This window comes from Bacillus cereus group sp. MYBKT14-1 (assembly GCF_051915185.1).
GTDB lineage: Bacteria > Bacillota > Bacilli > Bacillales > Bacillaceae_G > Bacillus_A > Bacillus_A cereus.
The window spans coordinates 356,749-373,020 of record NZ_JBQAEF010000001.1 but is presented as its reverse complement, the minus strand read 5'-3'; the positions used below and the strand labels follow the sequence as shown (position 1 = coordinate 373,020).

Here is a 16,272-nt window from a genome sequence, read left to right as displayed (position 1 = left end):
TTTATTATTGTTTATTTTCACATAGATTGTGCATCTGTTTCGTCTACGTGAGTATGTACCTCTAGCTCTCTATGCATATTTTCTTGCATAAACGTTAACTCAAATACTTCTTTTAACTTACGGACAGGAATAATTTCAATTCCCTTGATCGTATACAAAAATGGTTGCATATTTTCAGCAGGAATAATGACTTTCTTAGCTCCCGCTTTTTTCGCAGCTTTTATTTTTGCGTACACGCCACCAATAGGTTTTACTTCTCCGTGTATACTTATTTCCCCTGTCATCGCTACTTCATTATTTACATACGTGCGGTGCACCGCAGAATATACACCTGTTGCCATAGCGATTCCTGCAGAAGGTCCATCAATCGGGATACCACCTGGAAAATTAATATGTATATCATATCCTTCTGGCAACACATCTAAAGAACGAAGTACTGTTAATACATTATCAACAGAGCCTTTCGCCATACTTTTACGACGAATCGATTTCGTTTGACTACCAATACTTTCTTCTTCCACAATTCCGGTAACATTTACCGATCCTTTATCTTTCGCCTTGATTGCTGTTACTTCAATTTCTAATAACGCACCTGTATTTGGTCCGTATACAGCAAGACCATTTACAAGACCAATCCTTGGAATCGGATAAATGCGCTTTTCATATTTCGGTGTAAGCTGACTTGAGTGAACAACCCACTCTATATCTTCATCCTTAATGAAAGAACGTTCTTCATTTATCGCCATACCAGCAGAGATTTGCACGAGATTAATCGCTTCTCGTCCATTCCTTGCATACATCCCGATCATTTCAATACCATTTTCACCTATTTGCATTTCCACTTTTTCCGCGGCATTTTTCGCTACTTTTTGAATTTCTTCCGTATCTAATTCACGGAAAAATACTTCTAAGCAACGTGACCGAATAGCAGGAGGAATTTCCTCTGGCGAACGTGTCGTTGCTCCAACTAAGCGAAAATCTGCCGGTAAGCCTTTTTGGAAAATATCATGTATATATGTTGGGATCATCGTATTTTCTTCACTATAGTACGCACTTTCTAAAAATACTTTTCGATCTTCTAACACCTTTAACATTTTATTCATTTGAATCGGATGGAGCTCGCCAATCTCATCAATAAACAAAATACCACCATGTGCATCTGTTACAGCACCTTTTTTCGGTTGCGGAATACCTGCTTGCCCCATCGCCCCAGCACCTTGATAAATCGGATCATGCACCGAACCTATTAAAGGGTCTGCGATACCACGTTCATCAAACCGAGCTGTTGTCGCATCAAGTTCAATAAATGTTGCATTCGTACGAAATGGAGATTTAGGATTTCGTTTCGCTTCTTCTAATACAAGACGTGCTGCCGCTGTTTTCCCAACACCTGGCGGGCCATATATGATTACATGTTGCGGATTCGGACCACAAAGAGCCGCTTTTAACGACTTAATTCCGTCCTCTTGCCCTACAATATCTAAAAAGGTTGTAGGACGCACCTTTTCTGCTAGCGGCTCTGTTAAAGAAATCTCACGCATTTTACGAAGCTGTTCTAATTCTTTTTTCGATTCTCGATCAATTGAAACTTTTTGTGTTCGTTGATTTCGAAGTAAATGCCAGAAATACAATCCGACAATTACACCAAAAACAAGTTGAACAACTAAAAATATATTTGTCCAGCTCATTATTTATTTCCTCCCGCAATATTTTATCTCTTAGTATTTCCGCGGAGGAACGTAGCTAAACATAAAGAAAAACAGCAATTATAAAAATTGCTGTTTCCCTTTCGCATTATGCAGATGTTTTTGTATCAAGTACAGTACCGTCTTGTAACACCAATTTTGGCGGCTCATTATCAGCTACTGTTTCTTTTGTAAGAATACACTTCTCGATATCTTTACGAGATGGAAGTTCGAACATTACATCAAGCATTAAGCCTTCAATAATAGAACGAAGTCCACGAGCACCCGTTTTACGTTCAATTGCTTTTTTCGCAATTTCGATTAGTGCACCTTCTTCAAACTCTAACTCAACATCGTCAAGCTCCAATAATTTTTGGAATTGCTTAACAAGTGCATTTTTCGGTTTCGTTAAAATATCAACAAGAGCATCTTCATCAAGTGGCTCTAGGTTCGCAATAACTGGAAGACGACCGATAAACTCTGGAATTAAACCAAATCTTAAAAGATCCTCTGGTAATACGTGAGATAAAACATGCTTCTCATTCACATCAGCATTTTTCTTCTCAGAACCAAATCCAATTACTTTTTCACCAAGGCGACGTTTAATAATCGGCTCAATGCCATCAAACGCTCCACCACAAATGAATAAGATGTTCGTTGTATCAATTTGAATAAACTCTTGGTGCGGATGCTTACGACCACCTTGAGGTGGAACGCTTGCTACAGTACCTTCTAAAATTTTCAGAAGTGCCTGCTGCACACCTTCACCAGATACATCACGTGTAATTGATGGATTTTCGGACTTACGTGCCACTTTATCAATCTCATCAATATAAATAATTCCTTTTTCCGCTTTCTCTACATCATAATCAGCTGCTTGAATTAATTTTAGTAAGATATTTTCTACATCTTCCCCAACATATCCAGCTTCTGTTAAAGATGTTGCGTCCGCGATTGCAAATGGAACATTTAGAATACGCGCTAACGTTTGTGCAAGTAATGTTTTACCACTACCTGTTGGCCCGATAAGTGCGATATTACTCTTCGCTAATTCTACATCATCAATTTTGCTGTTAGAATTAATGCGTTTGTAATGGTTATATACCGCTACCGCTAGTGCTTTTTTCGCGCTATCTTGCCCGATGACATACTCATCTAAGATTTCACGAATTTCTATCGGTTTCGGTACATCTTTGAATTCTACTTCTTCGTCCTTCGCAAGCTCCTCTTGTACAATTTCAGTACAAAGTTCGATACACTCATCACAAATGTAAACACCTGGACCTGCCACTAACTTTCGAACTTGCGTTTGTGTTTTACCACAGAAAGAACATTTTAATTGCCCTTTTTCATCATTAAATTTAAACATATTTTCACACCCCTTACAAAGTGCTAACCTCTTGCCTTCGTATGTACACGATAAATGTATCGTATGTAAATACATATTATGTCACTACGTGGCGAGAAATACAAATAATATGACTAGTTATGTACAAATAAAAAATTTTTAAAACTTTTGAAATATGTATATTCGACTTGTAAAGGAACTTTTCCTTCTCCATCGAAAAGTTTTATAAATATATTTCTATATTTATAAAACAAGGCACGATTTTAATCGTGCCTTGTTATTTTATTATGCAGCGTTTTCTACTAAGAAGTCTACAGCTTTACGCACTTTAAGATCTTCAGCTAAAGCGTCTACGCTTCCAAGAGCTTGCTTGATAGCGTCTACTGGCATACCGTACATTTCAGCCATTTTTTCAACTTCTGCAGTTACTTCTTCTTCAGTAACTTCGATGTTTTCAGCTTCAATGATAGCTTCAAGAACAAGATTGATTCTTACACGTTTTTGTGCATCTTCTTTCATTTGCTCTTTTAATTTGTCAGCATCAGTACCTGTGAATTGGTAGTAAAGCTCAAGGTTCATACCTTGTTGGCTTAAACGTTGCTCGAATTCACGAACCATACGATCTAACTCAGTGTTGATCATAGCTTCTGGAATTTCGATTTCAGCGTTAGCAGCAGCTAATTCTACTACTTCGTCACGTACTTTGTGCTCAGCTTCGTGCTTTTTGCCTTCTTCTAAGTTTGTGCGAAGTTTTGCTTTTAATTCATCAAGAGTTGCAACCGCTTCGTCTGCTTCTTTAGCGAACTCGTCGTTTAACTCAGGAAGTTCTTTTGTTTTGATTTCGTGAATTGTTACTTTGAATGTTGCTGGTTTGCCAGCTAATTCAGCAGCATGGTACTCTTCTGGGAATGATACTTCAACGTCTTTAGACTCACCAGATTTAAGACCGATTACTTGCTCTTCGAAACCTGGGATGAATGTACCAGAACCGATTGCTAGAGAGTAGTTTTCGCCTTTTCCGCCTTCAAATGCTTCGCCATCAACGAAACCTTCGAAGTCGATTACAGCTGTATCACCGTTTTCAACAGTTCCTTCTTCTTTAACAACTAGTTCAGCTTGACGTTCTTGTAAAGATTTTAATTCGTTCTCTACATCTTCGTCAGTTACAGTTGTTTCAACTTTTTCTACTGCTAAACCTTTGTACTCACCTAATTTAACTTCAGGTTTCACTGTAACTTTTGCAGTGAAGATAAGGTTAGCATTTTTTTCGAACTTCTCGATGTCGATTTCAGGATGATCAACTGGGAAGATACCAGCTTCTTCAATCGCTTCACCGTATGCTTTTGGTAAAATGATATCTAAAGCATCTTGGTATAAAGATTCAATACCAAAGCGTTGTTCGAATAATGGACGAGGCATTTTTCCTTTACGGAAACCTGGTACGTTAATTGTTTTTACTACTTTTTTGAACGCAGCGTCGATAGAGTTGTTTACTTCTTTAGCATCAACTTCGATTGTTAAAACGCCAACGTTACCTTCTAATTTTTCCCATTTTGTAGACATTTATTCTTTCCCTCCAACTATAATAATGTATGCACATACCTCTATAGATTAAGATCTTCATTATCTCTTTTTTGAAATAACAAATACACAAATAATCCTCTAGCAAAAGCTTTCAGATATAATGTTCCAATCTACTAATTGCCCAGAAGACAACTACGGTATATTTTGTTCGAGAATAATATGAAACATATTAAGTAAGAGAATTACACTTCTCTTCTCTTACAAACAGGCAGTTTTCTGCCTTTTGCAACCCTTACATTATAACATAGAATATGCTCGTTTCAAGAACTGAACGATTCTTTTTCATAATTATACGGGCAAATATCCTTCTCTTTCAACACGTAATAACCATTGATAGGCAATATGAAACTCTTCCAATTCGATATTGTATGCTGCCATAAGCTCTTCTTCATCAATAGCCAATCCGAAACGCTTTCTTCCAATTCTCTCTAAAACAGCTGACCAAATCTCTTCTTTATCCATTAATAGAGCAAATGGGAAAACACTAATTTGCAATTCTTTCCAATATGTAACCATTGCTTCAAATATATCGGGATAATTTTGCTCTAATCGACTTGATAATTTATGTATAATGTTATTGGATTGCTCCTCATTATGACCTGTAAATGCTGGAATTACCTTAATCGTATTCCCAAACTTTTCTACCTCTATTTCCTCTTCTACCTGACTTTCTATCATTTTATACAAAATAGAAGTTTTCAAATAGGGGTGTTGCTCTTCTTCTATTAAAAATTTCTTTAAAACAGGTAATGCAAGATCTAAGTCTTTTAACGAAAGTCGCTGAATCGCTCTTAGCTTCTGTCCAAAGTTTTCTCCAAAAATTTCATTAGTAAACTCATCCAACTCAAAATTTGAATCGACTAGCGATGCGTCTCCCTCATTGAGCATACCTTCTGCAAATAAAGCAAGTTGCGCTAATTTTTCCTTTTGATCAGGCATTATATCTTTCGTTTGTAAAACCTTTTCAACAGTTTCAATAACACCTTCATAATCATTTGTTTGAACTAAAATAGTCACGTACGTTTCAAGAATATCACCAAATAAGACAACTCCTGTTTTAAGCAACTGTTCACATTTGTCTTTCGCTTCTTCCATACGTTTTAATTCGAGTAAACAAATAACTGAAGCTAATTCCGTTTGTTCCGTTTCCGCATTATACTGACGTAATATTTCAAAGCAGCGCAATGCATCTTCGAACTTCCGCTCTTTCAGCGCTAAAAAACCTTCATCAATATAGCGCTCTGATAGTTGTGGAAACAATACGACCGTATTTTCTTTTTTATCCATACGTCCGCCTCTTTTTCTTGATTTTAATTATGTTCAAAGTAAATATATCAAATGCGTAATGAGAACACAACATCCCAAAACTATTTGTTTGAAATATAAAAATATTTAATTTTTACATTCCAATACGAATAAATCTCTACTAAAAATTAAAATTGTACAAATAAAAATCCCCAGCAACAAGCGCAGAGGATTCATCATTAATGGAAAGCTTTTATAATTGTGGGGTATATTACAAGGGTAATAATTTGGAGAACAATAATTGCCATAACAATCATGCTAAAATAGAAGATTGGTTTACTTCGCTTCATTAAAAACATAATAATAAGCATCGTACAAGCAAACAAACTTAAGAAGAACAAACTTGTTGTCGAACTAAGTATACCACTTGGGACAAAGAACAATAACACTACACTACAAGTACCTATAATTCCAAATAACCATTCCATTCATTCACTCATTCCCTTTCCCTCTCATGGCTGTTTTCTCTAAGCAATCAAATGTTTCACAACATCAACTACATACGTTAATTTCTCATATGCTACAAATCCAAAAGCAACCGTTAAGCCCGTTACAACTAATCCTTTCATCATTTCTGCCTCCTCGTTTTATCGTTGTTATCTTCATTATAAAAGATTAGCAATTTGTTACCATCGAACTACCTTACAGTTACCTTACAGAATTGTAAGATTTCAAAAGAGGATAGAAAAACACCTCACATAGCTTGAGGTGCTTTCACGGAATTTCTCTATAATCACTTGCAAAATTAACTTTTTTCTCTTGGTTATTTTTCGGAGAATCCAATCTTAAACTAATAGATTTACTAAATAATTTAGGATCAAAATAATTATTCATTACTTTTCTTAACTTACCTTCAGATATTTTCGTATTACAAGAAAACAAAGGATGAAAATCATGTTAATATATTTTTATACAATTAAGAATTTAATTTACAAGGGGGATTATATATGTTTAAAAAAATGGCCGCAGATGTATTAGGACTAAGCGATGTAGGTTCTGTTATTACACCTAAAGACTATGATAAGGTCGATGCCGATGATTATGTAATGCATGAAGATGGAGAGAAAATTTACTTTCTAATTAAATCAAAATCAGATGAATATTGCTTCACAAACAAAGGGTTAATTCACTTAGACGGTACAAGCGCAACAAGTAAAAAACGTACACTACGCCGCTTTCGTTATAGTAAATATCAAATTAAAAACGTAGCGCTCGAAACTGCAGGAACGATTGATTTAGATGTAGAAATTAAGTTTCAAATGGGCGATGAACATTACTCAATTGATGTTCATAAAAAACATATTGAAGAATTAAAAGATTTATATAAGGCTTTACTTAAAATCGAAGAAATTTCATACGACAACGATATTACATTACAATATGCACATAAAAGTTTAGATATGGCATCTAATGCCTTTAGCCGCATTTCAAACGCACAAGTAAATTTAGCAGAGCAATTTAAAGAAATGAACGAGATTGCCTTTAACTGGCTTGTTGATACGAAGAAACAATATAATGTGAAAGATTATGGTTTTGTATTTGAGAAGTTTATTAATAACTAAACAGAAAACCTTGTTATCAAAAGATAACAAGGTTTTTGTAGCTTACCAGGAGAAATTCGAACTCCCGCTCCGCCCATTTCCGTACTATTTTATATATTTTGATCGCAGTCTTAATATATCTTCTCCTTCGCGAATGCCTGCCGATCCCTTCCTCACATTTTTTACGACAGTCCAATTCGGGTTAGTTTCATCACCGATGTTCTGTACTGTAAAATTGCCATCACCATATTTTCGGTGGCCTTCTGCCAATTTCTCCGTTAAATCATTCTCATTTGATCTCGCCATCTTTGCGCCATCTCCCTTTTTTATACGACCTTCTTAAACCATCTAACCAATCACAGGTCCAGTCAATTGGAGATTCTCATTTTCCGCTTCTATTAATTGTAACACACTGCCGGGGATAAGTTCCGATAACTGCTGCTCAACCGTACTAGAATGGTAAAGAATTTTATAATATTGCAAGTAAACAATTAAGAGAATCTGGATATGGATTTGAGTTCCGTCATAAACCTATTAATTCTTTAAATTAAATAAGATGAATAGGGCGCATAAATGGCGCTCTTTTTATTTAAGAAAAAAAGTACATATGCAACTGCTTAATATCAAAGGAAAGGTCGCAAATATTAAGCATGAACTACACTTATAACCCAAACATCAAATTTTAGACAAACAAAAAACCTTGTTATCTTTTGATAACAAGGTTTTTTTAGCGTCCCAGGAGAGATTCGAACTCCCGACCGTACGCTTAGAAGGCGTATGCTCTATCCGGCTGAGCTACTGGGACATGGAGCGGGTGAAGAGAATCGAACTCTCGACCAGAGCTTGGAAGGCTCTTGTTTTACCACTAAACTACACCCGCATATGTTATTTTCTTTTCTTCGTTAGCGCCGTTGCCCTATCGACAATATTTATTATATGTATAACCACACATAAAGTCAACACCTTTTTTAAAAGAGGATAAATTTTCTTATCCTCTTTTAAAAACTGCCTGTTCAACTAGTTGTCCGTCTAACGTTTCAAAACGAACTTCCATTTGATTTTCATCCATTTCTAATAAAGCAAATGTCTTTTCTACACGCTGACGTGGTAATAAAATACTGCCTGGATTAATAAATAAAACGCCCTCGATTAATTCCGCACCTAATACGTGAGAATGTCCGAAGCATGCAACTTGCGCTCCCACTTCTTCAGCATGGTACGCTAGCGTTTGTAATGTCATTTTTACATTATGTCGATGCCCATGTATAACTAAGAAGCGAATTCCATCTACATCAGTTACAATTTCATCTTGAAAGTTAGCATAATCACAATTTCCTTTTACAACATGGAAACCTTGCAGCTCTTCATGAGCAGGCGTTAGCTCTGAATCACCGCAATGAATCATGATATCTACTTTCCCTTCATACTTCTCTTTTAACTGCTGTAATTCCTTCACAGAGCTATGACTATCGCTTACGATTAAAGCTTTCATCAATCTCTCTCCCTTATTCTCCTAAAAACCATTCAGGGATTTTTTCTTCTAGCTTACGAAGAGCACGTCCGCGGTGACTAATAGCATTTTTTTCATCTGAACTTAATTCCGCCATTGCTTTTTTGTATTCTTCCACATAAAAGATCGGATCGTATCCAAAGCCATTTTCTCCGCGGCGTTGTTCTAAAATAAATCCTTCACATGTCCCGTTTACAATGACAGGCTTTTTATCACCTTCAGGGAAAGCTACTGCTAATGCACAGTAGAAGCGAGCTTTACGCTTATCAAACGGTATTTCATTTAATTCTTGTAAAACTTTATCAATATTCGCTTGATCATCTTTTGGCTCTCCAGCAAAACGAGCTGAATACACGCCTGGTTTCCCGTTTAACGCATCTACAATAAGACCTGAATCATCCGCAATTACAATTGCATTCAACTGTCTACTCAAACTATCCGCTTTTAAGATCGCATTTTCTTCAAATGTTTCACCAGTTTCTTCGACTTCTTCAATATGAGGAAAATCGTGTAATGATTTCACTTCTAAATCAAATCGCTCAAATAACTCAGCAAATTCACGTACTTTCCCCATATTTTTTGTCGCTACAACAACTTGTTTCATACTTTCCACCTCTACTCTATATGAGATACGATGTCACCTAACGCTTCTTTTTGCATATCAATCAGTTGGAAAATGCCTTGTTCTGCTGCATCAAGTAATTCATTTAACTGCGCTCTACTAAACGTCGCTTCTTCTCCAGTTCCTTGCACTTCAACAAACTGACCTTTTCCAGTCATAATTACATTCATATCAACGTCTGCTTTAGAATCTTCTGCATAGTTTAAATCTAAAACAACACCTTGCTCTTCAACAATTCCTACTGACGTTGCTGCTAAATAATCTTTTACTGGAATTTTAGATACTTTTTCTGCTTGTAATAACTTCTCAAACGCTAATACCATCGCTACGTATGCACCTGTAATAGAAGCTGTTCTCGTTCCACCATCTGCTTGGATGACATCACAGTCAATCCAAACTGTTCTCTCGCCAAGCGCTTCTAAATCAACTACCGCACGTAATGCTCGTCCAATTAAGCGCTGGATTTCCATTGTACGCCCTGTTACTTTCCCTTTGCTTGACTCCCTAATCGTACGTTGTTCTGTTGCACGCGGAATCATCGCGTATTCAGCTGTTACCCATCCTTTTCCTTCTCCACGCATAAACGGTGGTACACGCTCTTCAATTGTTGCTGAGCAAATCACCTTTGTATCCCCAACTTCAATTAATACAGATCCCTCTGGATGTTTTAAATAATTCGTATGAATATGTATATGGCGTAATTCTGTTTTCTCTCTACCATCTACTCGCATAAAAATAACCTCCTCTTAATTACTACTCGTTAGTATAGCCAAATTTAAATGTATGATATGTATACAATAAAAGAAGGAGAACCCAAAAAGCAATTCTCCTTTCTTACTTAAGTATATCAAATTATTCAAGATTAAAAACTACCTGTATTCACGTTTTCTGGACGATCTACAGGTTTTATTAACTTTCCGCCCTTTTCATCTATAAGATTTGCTTTTCCATTCACTTCAATAGAAATATTTTTCACACCTTTCTTTTCTGTTAAAGATAAAACTAACGACTTCAATACGTAATTTGAGATCATATTTTTATCTGGGTTTACAAATATATTTTCATTAAAGTTTAATGTAAGATTTCCGTCTTGTAATTTCGGATTCGTAATAAGCTTAACGCCTGGATTAAAATCATTCAGGAGCGATTGATGGATTGGACCTTTTACAAGTTCATCTATAATTGCTGCATAGTCATTTTCTTTACCTTCCGCAACGCGGCGTGTGACTGGTACGTAGTATTGCTGTTTATTATTATTTTGCGCCATAAAATACAGTGTGACTGGTTTTGTATTTGTTACATCTGCTACTTGTTCATCATCGAAGTTAATACCATTTGCACGGCTCACTCCTTCACCAAGCGGTGTACCACCAACCGGCATCTTTGCCAATTTCTCACCATTTATTTGGAACTGCACTTGTTTTATCTCTGTAAATTGCGTCAACGTCCAAGCTATAGATTCAACGATTTGACGCTCTTCTTCTTTCGCATAGTTTTTCATTTCTTTAGAGAAATCAATAACTGCCGTTCCGTCCTTTTTCAAATCTAAAGTCATCGTTGTATTCGCCGGAATGACTGCACGAAACCCATTCGGTAATAAATTCGTTACCGGTCCATCTTTCACAAGGTATTCTAACGTTTGCTTCACAGTCTCATTTGCTTTCGGAGTAGGTATAGCTAACGTTTGTGGTACAACATAACCATTTTTATCAACAAGGTATAGTTCTCTGTTTACCATTTGCCCTTGCTTATCTTTTTTAGCTACTTCTTTCTTCCCACCCTCTGTATACGTAACTTGTTTTGGCGGATCAATTTGTTCAGTTGCTTTCTCTTGATTTATAAAGCCACACCCTGTTAGTAAAACAGCGCTCACAGTAGCACCAACAACCCATTTAAAAGTGGATTTAGGCATGCCATTCCCCCCTAAAATCTAAGTTTGTACTATTATGTATACGAGCTGTTTCATGTTTTAGAACAAGCTGCGCCTCTTATAAATTGAAACTTTAATCAGTAGGGGTCTTACTCCCCAGCAAATAGCAAGATAAAACAAAAACTCCTGATTTCTCAGGAGCTCACTTATATAAATTCTACTATTATTCTTTTTCTAAATGAATATGCTTCACATTTTCAATCGGTTGACCGAACCATTTTGATGCAATTTCTTTAAACAAGCCTATTTTTCCTGTTGTTAAGAAGAGATGATCGCTTTGTTCTTCTCCTTCATTCAACATTTTACTATGATATAAGATTGTACTTACTTCACGTGCTGTTTCATCACCAGAACTAATTAGTTGCACTTTATCTCCCATTACTTTTTTAATAACAGGTCCTAAAATCGGATAATGTGTACACCCTAATATAAGTGTATCAATATCGGTACTTTTCAGTGGTTGCAGCGTTTCTCTTACAACTTCATACGCCATTTCACTTTCGAAATTCCCACTCTCTACAAGTTCAACGAAAGGTGGACAAGCTAAACTTTCTACCATAACACGGTTATTAATAGACTTTAACGCCTCTTCGTATGCACCACTTTTCACCGTTCCAATCGTTCCAATAATCCCAACGTGATACGTGTTTGTCACTTTTAAAGCTGTACGTGATCCTGGGTGAATAACTCCTACTACTGGAATTGGTAATTGTTTTTGCATCTCTTCTAATACAACTGCAGTTGCTGTATTACACGCAATAACTAACATTTTAATATTTAAGTCTAGTAAATGCTCTGTCATTTCCCACGTAAATTGACGTACTTCTTCTCGAGAACGTGGACCATAAGGACAACGTGCTGTATCTCCTAAATATATGATACGCTCTTTCGGCAACTGACGAATTAATTCCTTCGCTACTGTTAAACCGCCAACTCCTGAATCGATAACACCGATTGCTCTATTCAACTTCATCACCCGTTTTCTCATTCATCATCTTTTATGTTTATCATTATATTTTACACACTTTAAGTTCGCTCACTTCAAATGCTTCTGTATGAAAATTTTCATTTTCCCATGTATAGACTAGGACCTTTTTTATTTTGCTCCTTTTTTTCGTAATTTGCAAGATAGAAAAATAACCGACCTTCTATAAGAAAGTCGGTTTCTTCTATATAAAGTGCATATTCATTGCTCCATCTTTTTTTGAAAAGAAGACATTCCCATCAATAAGAAGAAATGAGCAGCAATTAAAATGACGATCAAAATAAAATTTAATCGATAACTATTTGTAGATTCCATAATTTTGCTCGCTACAGCTGGTCCAAATGCCATACCGAAAAAGTTAATTAAATTATATAAACCAAGACCGACTCCAACTTTAGCTGGATTTAATGTTTTCGGGATAAATGTGTTTAATGATACTTGAATTGCCGAATAACTCATAAATGTTAAAATAACCGCAAATAAAATAAAGAGTAAGTTCCCGTCCGGAATAATCCCTAAAATTAAAAAGCCAATGATCATAACTACAGAAGCTACATACATCATCTTCACATTCCCAAACGAAGGAATAATCTTTCCGGTAATAAAACTAGATACAATACCAAAGAGAGATGCAATAAACAATACAATTCCAATAACGAATGGAGACAATCCATGTCCTCTTCCTAACAGTAATGGTAATAATAATAAACTAGCACATAACGCCACATTAATGATAAATCCGACCGCTATTAAACGAAGTAATGGTTTATTTGTAAATAACTCAATATCAATAAACGGCGACTCTGTTCTCTTCATATGAGCCTTAAATAAAAATAGAAAAACAACAGATAACACAAAAAGCCAACTATTAATATTAACTCCTAATAAAATGGTCGTAATCAATACAAATAATAAAACTGCTCCAATGAAATCAAAGCGAAACACTTCATCTGTATGTCGCGCCTCTTCTGGCATAAATTTTACGAGTAAGAAAATACCAATCATTGAAATAACCATAAATAAAAATAAATACGGCCACCCTAACGTATTTGTAATTGCCCCACCTACTAAAGGTCCAATACCAACCGCTAATGCAATAGAAGAACTAATCATTGCTAACGCACCTGGTTTTTTAGCTGGAGCAACTAATTTCGCCACCGCAATCATACTAAGCGCAATAAACGCTGCTCCCCCGCTCGCCTGCACTAACCTTGCGAAAATGATAATTTCATAAGATTGATTCATAAATCCAACAATAGAACCAGCTACAAATATGATAATAGAAATAATTAATAGTCTTTTTACACTGTAACGATCAGCCAGCTTTCCATATATTATCGAACCAATACCGACAACTAAGGAATACCCTACTACAACCCAGCTTACTTTCGATTGACTAATTGATAAATCATTGGCAATATCCTCTAGCGCTACATTAAATAACACAGCGTTCATCGGTCCTAACAAAACAATAAAACATAATGTAAAAACAAACCATTTCGAATGGTTTCTTATATCTTTCCCCATGTGTAACACTCTCCTGATTGCAATTTTAAAACTATCAAACTATAGATAAAAAAATGAACTTATTTAAATGTTGTATCACCACTAAACAACTTCATTAAATGTGTAAAAGTTGCTAATTTATCGCGCGATAAAGTGAAACTTTAATCAGTGAGGTTTGTGTTCATCCCCCACTGATTATTAGCCCTCACCAATCGGGCTTTTACGGGCAGTTGATCTCCCACCTAACTTCTTTGCTTCCGCTGAATTTTGAGATGGAGGTCTTACTGCCCGTTAATGCGGGGTAAATTGAATTCGAAACGAAACACGTATGTTGTTCGATATTCATGGAACTATCATAGTTTCAGCATTACAGTTTGTCAACGAAAAATATACAAAATAAACTAATTAAGCCTTTTTAGTTTACTTTGTTCAAAAGTTATTATACACTAATTTCGAAGCCGATATAAGGAGGACTGGCATGATTATTCAAATTTACATTTTTTAACTTAATAAAATAAAACGCATACAGAACTTTTATATAGAAGAGACATTATAGGAGGAGTATGATGAAGAGAAAAATGTTAGTTGTATTAACAAGCGTAGAAAAATACCCAAATTTAAATAGGGCTACCGGACTTTGGCTTGGTGAAGCTGTACATTTCGTAAAAAAAGTAGAAGAAGCGGGTTACAAAGTTGATTACGTCAGTCCACAAGGCGGTTATACACCAATTGATCCACATAGTTTAGCAATGGCGGAGAGCATCGATTGGGAATGGTATCAAAAGAAAGAGTTTATGAATCGCCTCGGTTCTACAATGAAACCAAGTGAAGTGAATCCAGAAGACTACGCTGTTATTTATTACGCAGGTGGCCACGGGGTTATTTGGGACTTCCCAGAAAATAAAGAACTTCAAAATATTAGCCGCAATATTTATGAAAACGGTGGAATTGTTTCTTCGGTTTGTCATGGAGCTGCTGGTTTATTTCATATTACATTAAGCAATGGGGATCGTTTAATTAGCGGTAAGAAGGTAACAGGCTTTTCAAATGAAGAAGAAAAATTAGCTGAATTAGATCAATTCGTTCCATTTTTAACAGAAGATGAACTCATTAAAAATGGAGGACTTTACGAAAAAGCCGCGCAACCGTGGGAAGCTTATGCTCTAGAAAATAATCGTGTTATCACTGGTCAAAACCCAGCTTCAGGTGGTCTAGTAGCCGAATTAGTATTAAAACAGTTGCAAAAATAATATGTACTAAAAAAGCAGATTCTCCTCTATTAAGGGAGATCTGCTTTTTTACGAAATCATTTGCAAAATAGCAATAACTTCTTTTTCAATTTCAGAATCATCAATTGCTTCTATATACTCTGGTTTAAAAAGTTGATACTTCTTTAATTGATAAAAATCAAGTATCGCTTTCTTTAACGTAATATCGTACTGAATACAAAAAGAATGATCTATAATACGTCTTAACATCACATCATCTTGTACCATAAATAATTGTGCATTCATTTTATTAAAATAACCTTGTTCCATACCCGCTTCAAAAAACATTTGCAAATTATGGTTACGATTTTGTTGGGCAGCGACTAATTGATCCGACAAATGCGGATATGCTTCTTTCAAATCTTGCAAAAAAACATCCGAAATATATGTCACACATTTTAAAGAATGGATAAACGTCTTTTGGAAACGTTCTGTAAATGACATACTTTCATCTTGATTATCCGCATCACCTTCGAGTAGATAGTTCATGAAATCCTCTACTACCGCCTCAATAATTTCATCTTTCGAAGAAAAACGTTTATATAAAGTAGCTTTACTAATATCCATATATTTCGCAATTTCATCTATTTTCAATTGGCTAAAACTTGTCTTTCTAATAATGGGCTTTATTTTATTAATATAAGTATTTGCACATGCGACTTTTCTCATTTAAAAGAGCCTCCCCTTTTGTCCATACAAAACAGTATAGCAAATTCACGAATGATTATAAATGAAGTTATTATACTCACTATGCCTTTTTAGTTTATTACATTTTCATATACTATACATAAAAAACTATAATCAATTATTACCAACTGGACGGTTACAAACCAATTTCGAGGCGGGAATTTTAGAATACAGTGAAACTTTAATCAGTGGGGGGGCGTTCATCCCCACTGATTATTAGCTCTCACCAATCGGGGGTCCTACTGCCCGGCAAATAGAGGGATAAAAATACCCACTACCTTTGTTAGTAGCGGGTACTTTT

At 35.7% G+C, this 16,272-nt stretch carries 15 protein-coding genes and 2 tRNA genes; 2 read left to right on the top strand and 15 right to left on the bottom strand.

Features of this window, described 5'->3' with window-relative positions; genetic code table 11:
• Nucleotides 1-17: 17 nt before the first annotated feature.
• From lonB to ACTFO4_RS02050, 5 genes are all read right to left on the bottom strand, one after another.
• A complete protein-coding gene (gene lonB, locus ACTFO4_RS02070; protein ID WP_119683963.1) occupies nucleotides 18-1,688 on the bottom strand; it encodes an ATP-dependent protease LonB in 1,671 nt (556 codons plus the stop codon).
• 106 nt (nucleotides 1,689-1,794) lie between these two features.
• Entirely contained in the window at nucleotides 1,795-3,054 is a 1,260-nt protein-coding gene (clpX, locus tag ACTFO4_RS02065) for an ATP-dependent protease ATP-binding subunit ClpX (protein WP_029443373.1), read from the bottom strand.
• A gap of 264 nt (nucleotides 3,055-3,318) precedes the next feature.
• Entirely contained in the window at nucleotides 3,319-4,596 is a 1,278-nt protein-coding gene (gene tig / locus ACTFO4_RS02060; RefSeq protein WP_000105215.1) for a trigger factor, read from the bottom strand.
• A 309-nt stretch (nucleotides 4,597-4,905) separates the two neighbouring features.
• A complete protein-coding gene (locus ACTFO4_RS02055) occupies nucleotides 4,906-5,904 on the bottom strand; it encodes a hypothetical protein (protein WP_000358277.1) in 999 nt (332 codons plus the stop codon).
• 197 nt (nucleotides 5,905-6,101) lie between these two features.
• Complete coding sequence (locus ACTFO4_RS02050; RefSeq protein ID WP_001983650.1) at nucleotides 6,102-6,350, bottom strand: hypothetical protein; 249 nt, start codon at nucleotides 6,348-6,350, stop codon at nucleotides 6,102-6,104.
• 519 nt (nucleotides 6,351-6,869) lie between these two features.
• On the opposite strand from ACTFO4_RS02050, the gene ACTFO4_RS02045 reads away from it, so the two are divergent.
• The gene (locus ACTFO4_RS02045) at nucleotides 6,870-7,484 is read left to right on the top strand and encodes a PH domain-containing protein (RefSeq protein ID WP_000473863.1); all 615 of its coding nucleotides are present in this window, start codon (nucleotides 6,870-6,872) and stop codon (nucleotides 7,482-7,484) included.
• Nucleotides 7,485-7,568: 84 nt separating this feature from the next.
• On the opposite strand, the gene ACTFO4_RS02040 is transcribed toward ACTFO4_RS02045, so the two are convergent.
• The 9 genes from ACTFO4_RS02040 to ACTFO4_RS02000 all read right to left on the bottom strand — a co-directional run bounded on the left by ACTFO4_RS02040 (nucleotide 7,569) and on the right by ACTFO4_RS02000 (nucleotide 14,037).
• Nucleotides 7,569-7,769, bottom strand: a complete 201-nt coding sequence (locus tag ACTFO4_RS02040; protein WP_000124460.1) for a hypothetical protein — start codon at nucleotides 7,767-7,769, stop codon at nucleotides 7,569-7,571.
• A gap of 425 nt (nucleotides 7,770-8,194) precedes the next feature.
• Nucleotides 8,195-8,268 (bottom strand) — tRNA-Arg (locus ACTFO4_RS02035).
• Nucleotide 8,269: 1 nt separating this feature from the next.
• Nucleotides 8,270-8,343: transfer RNA gene (locus ACTFO4_RS02030), tRNA-Gly, on the bottom strand.
• A gap of 108 nt (nucleotides 8,344-8,451) precedes the next feature.
• Nucleotides 8,452-8,955, bottom strand: coding sequence for a metallophosphoesterase (locus ACTFO4_RS02025; RefSeq protein ID WP_017674020.1), 504 nt, complete (start codon nucleotides 8,953-8,955; stop codon nucleotides 8,452-8,454).
• Between the two features lie 13 nt (nucleotides 8,956-8,968).
• Nucleotides 8,969-9,577: an XTP/dITP diphosphatase gene (locus ACTFO4_RS02020; protein ID WP_000815939.1), complete on the bottom strand. Its 609-nt coding sequence runs from the start codon at nucleotides 9,575-9,577 to the stop codon at nucleotides 8,969-8,971.
• 11 nt (nucleotides 9,578-9,588) lie between these two features.
• Complete coding sequence (rph, locus tag ACTFO4_RS02015) at nucleotides 9,589-10,326, bottom strand: ribonuclease PH (protein WP_001261765.1); 738 nt, start codon at nucleotides 10,324-10,326, stop codon at nucleotides 9,589-9,591.
• A 131-nt stretch (nucleotides 10,327-10,457) separates the two neighbouring features.
• Entirely contained in the window at nucleotides 10,458-11,507 is a 1,050-nt protein-coding gene (gerM, locus tag ACTFO4_RS02010; RefSeq protein WP_001126746.1) for a spore germination protein GerM, read from the bottom strand.
• Nucleotides 11,508-11,688: 181 nt separating this feature from the next.
• Complete coding sequence (gene racE, locus ACTFO4_RS02005) at nucleotides 11,689-12,498, bottom strand: glutamate racemase (RefSeq protein WP_000774005.1); 810 nt, start codon at nucleotides 12,496-12,498, stop codon at nucleotides 11,689-11,691.
• A gap of 213 nt (nucleotides 12,499-12,711) precedes the next feature.
• The gene (locus tag ACTFO4_RS02000) at nucleotides 12,712-14,037 is read right to left on the bottom strand and encodes an MFS transporter (protein ID WP_000513854.1); all 1,326 of its coding nucleotides are present in this window, start codon (nucleotides 14,035-14,037) and stop codon (nucleotides 12,712-12,714) included.
• A gap of 545 nt (nucleotides 14,038-14,582) precedes the next feature.
• On the opposite strand from ACTFO4_RS02000, the gene ACTFO4_RS01995 reads away from it, so the two are divergent.
• The gene (locus ACTFO4_RS01995) at nucleotides 14,583-15,266 is read left to right on the top strand and encodes a type 1 glutamine amidotransferase domain-containing protein (RefSeq protein WP_420685168.1); all 684 of its coding nucleotides are present in this window, start codon (nucleotides 14,583-14,585) and stop codon (nucleotides 15,264-15,266) included.
• A 48-nt stretch (nucleotides 15,267-15,314) separates the two neighbouring features.
• Here ACTFO4_RS01995 and ACTFO4_RS01990 read toward each other — a convergent pair whose 3' ends face one another.
• Nucleotides 15,315-15,953: a TetR/AcrR family transcriptional regulator gene (locus tag ACTFO4_RS01990; RefSeq protein ID WP_001233006.1), complete on the bottom strand. Its 639-nt coding sequence runs from the start codon at nucleotides 15,951-15,953 to the stop codon at nucleotides 15,315-15,317.
• Nucleotides 15,954-16,272 lie beyond the last annotated feature (319 nt).

Bases quoted from the DNA above. Each gene is read 5' to 3' on its own strand.
- lonB (WP_119683963.1), bottom strand. From the start codon at position 1,688: ATGAGCTGGACAAATATATTTTTAGTTGTTCAACTTGTTTTTGGTGTA.
- clpX (WP_029443373.1), bottom strand. From the start codon at position 3,054: ATGTTTAAATTTAATGATGAAAAAGGGCAATTAAAATGTTCTTTCTGT.
- tig (WP_000105215.1), bottom strand. From the start codon at position 4,596: ATGTCTACAAAATGGGAAAAATTAGAAGGTAACGTTGGCGTTTTAACA.
- ACTFO4_RS02055 (WP_000358277.1), bottom strand. From the start codon at position 5,904: ATGGATAAAAAAGAAAATACGGTCGTATTGTTTCCACAACTATCAGAG.
- ACTFO4_RS02050 (WP_001983650.1), bottom strand. From the start codon at position 6,350: ATGGAATGGTTATTTGGAATTATAGGTACTTGTAGTGTAGTGTTATTG.
- ACTFO4_RS02045 (WP_000473863.1), top strand. From the start codon at position 6,870: ATGTTTAAAAAAATGGCCGCAGATGTATTAGGACTAAGCGATGTAGGT.
- ACTFO4_RS02040 (WP_000124460.1), bottom strand. From the start codon at position 7,769: ATGGCGAGATCAAATGAGAATGATTTAACGGAGAAATTGGCAGAAGGC.
- ACTFO4_RS02025 (WP_017674020.1), bottom strand. From the start codon at position 8,955: ATGAAAGCTTTAATCGTAAGCGATAGTCATAGCTCTGTGAAGGAATTA.
- ACTFO4_RS02020 (WP_000815939.1), bottom strand. From the start codon at position 9,577: ATGAAACAAGTTGTTGTAGCGACAAAAAATATGGGGAAAGTACGTGAA.
- rph (WP_001261765.1), bottom strand. From the start codon at position 10,326: ATGCGAGTAGATGGTAGAGAGAAAACAGAATTACGCCATATACATATT.
- gerM (WP_001126746.1), bottom strand. From the start codon at position 11,507: ATGCCTAAATCCACTTTTAAATGGGTTGTTGGTGCTACTGTGAGCGCT.
- racE (WP_000774005.1), bottom strand. From the start codon at position 12,498: ATGAAGTTGAATAGAGCAATCGGTGTTATCGATTCAGGAGTTGGCGGT.
- ACTFO4_RS02000 (WP_000513854.1), bottom strand. From the start codon at position 14,037: ATGGGGAAAGATATAAGAAACCATTCGAAATGGTTTGTTTTTACATTA.
- ACTFO4_RS01995 (WP_420685168.1), top strand. From the start codon at position 14,583: ATGAAGAGAAAAATGTTAGTTGTATTAACAAGCGTAGAAAAATACCCA.
- ACTFO4_RS01990 (WP_001233006.1), bottom strand. From the start codon at position 15,953: ATGAGAAAAGTCGCATGTGCAAATACTTATATTAATAAAATAAAGCCC.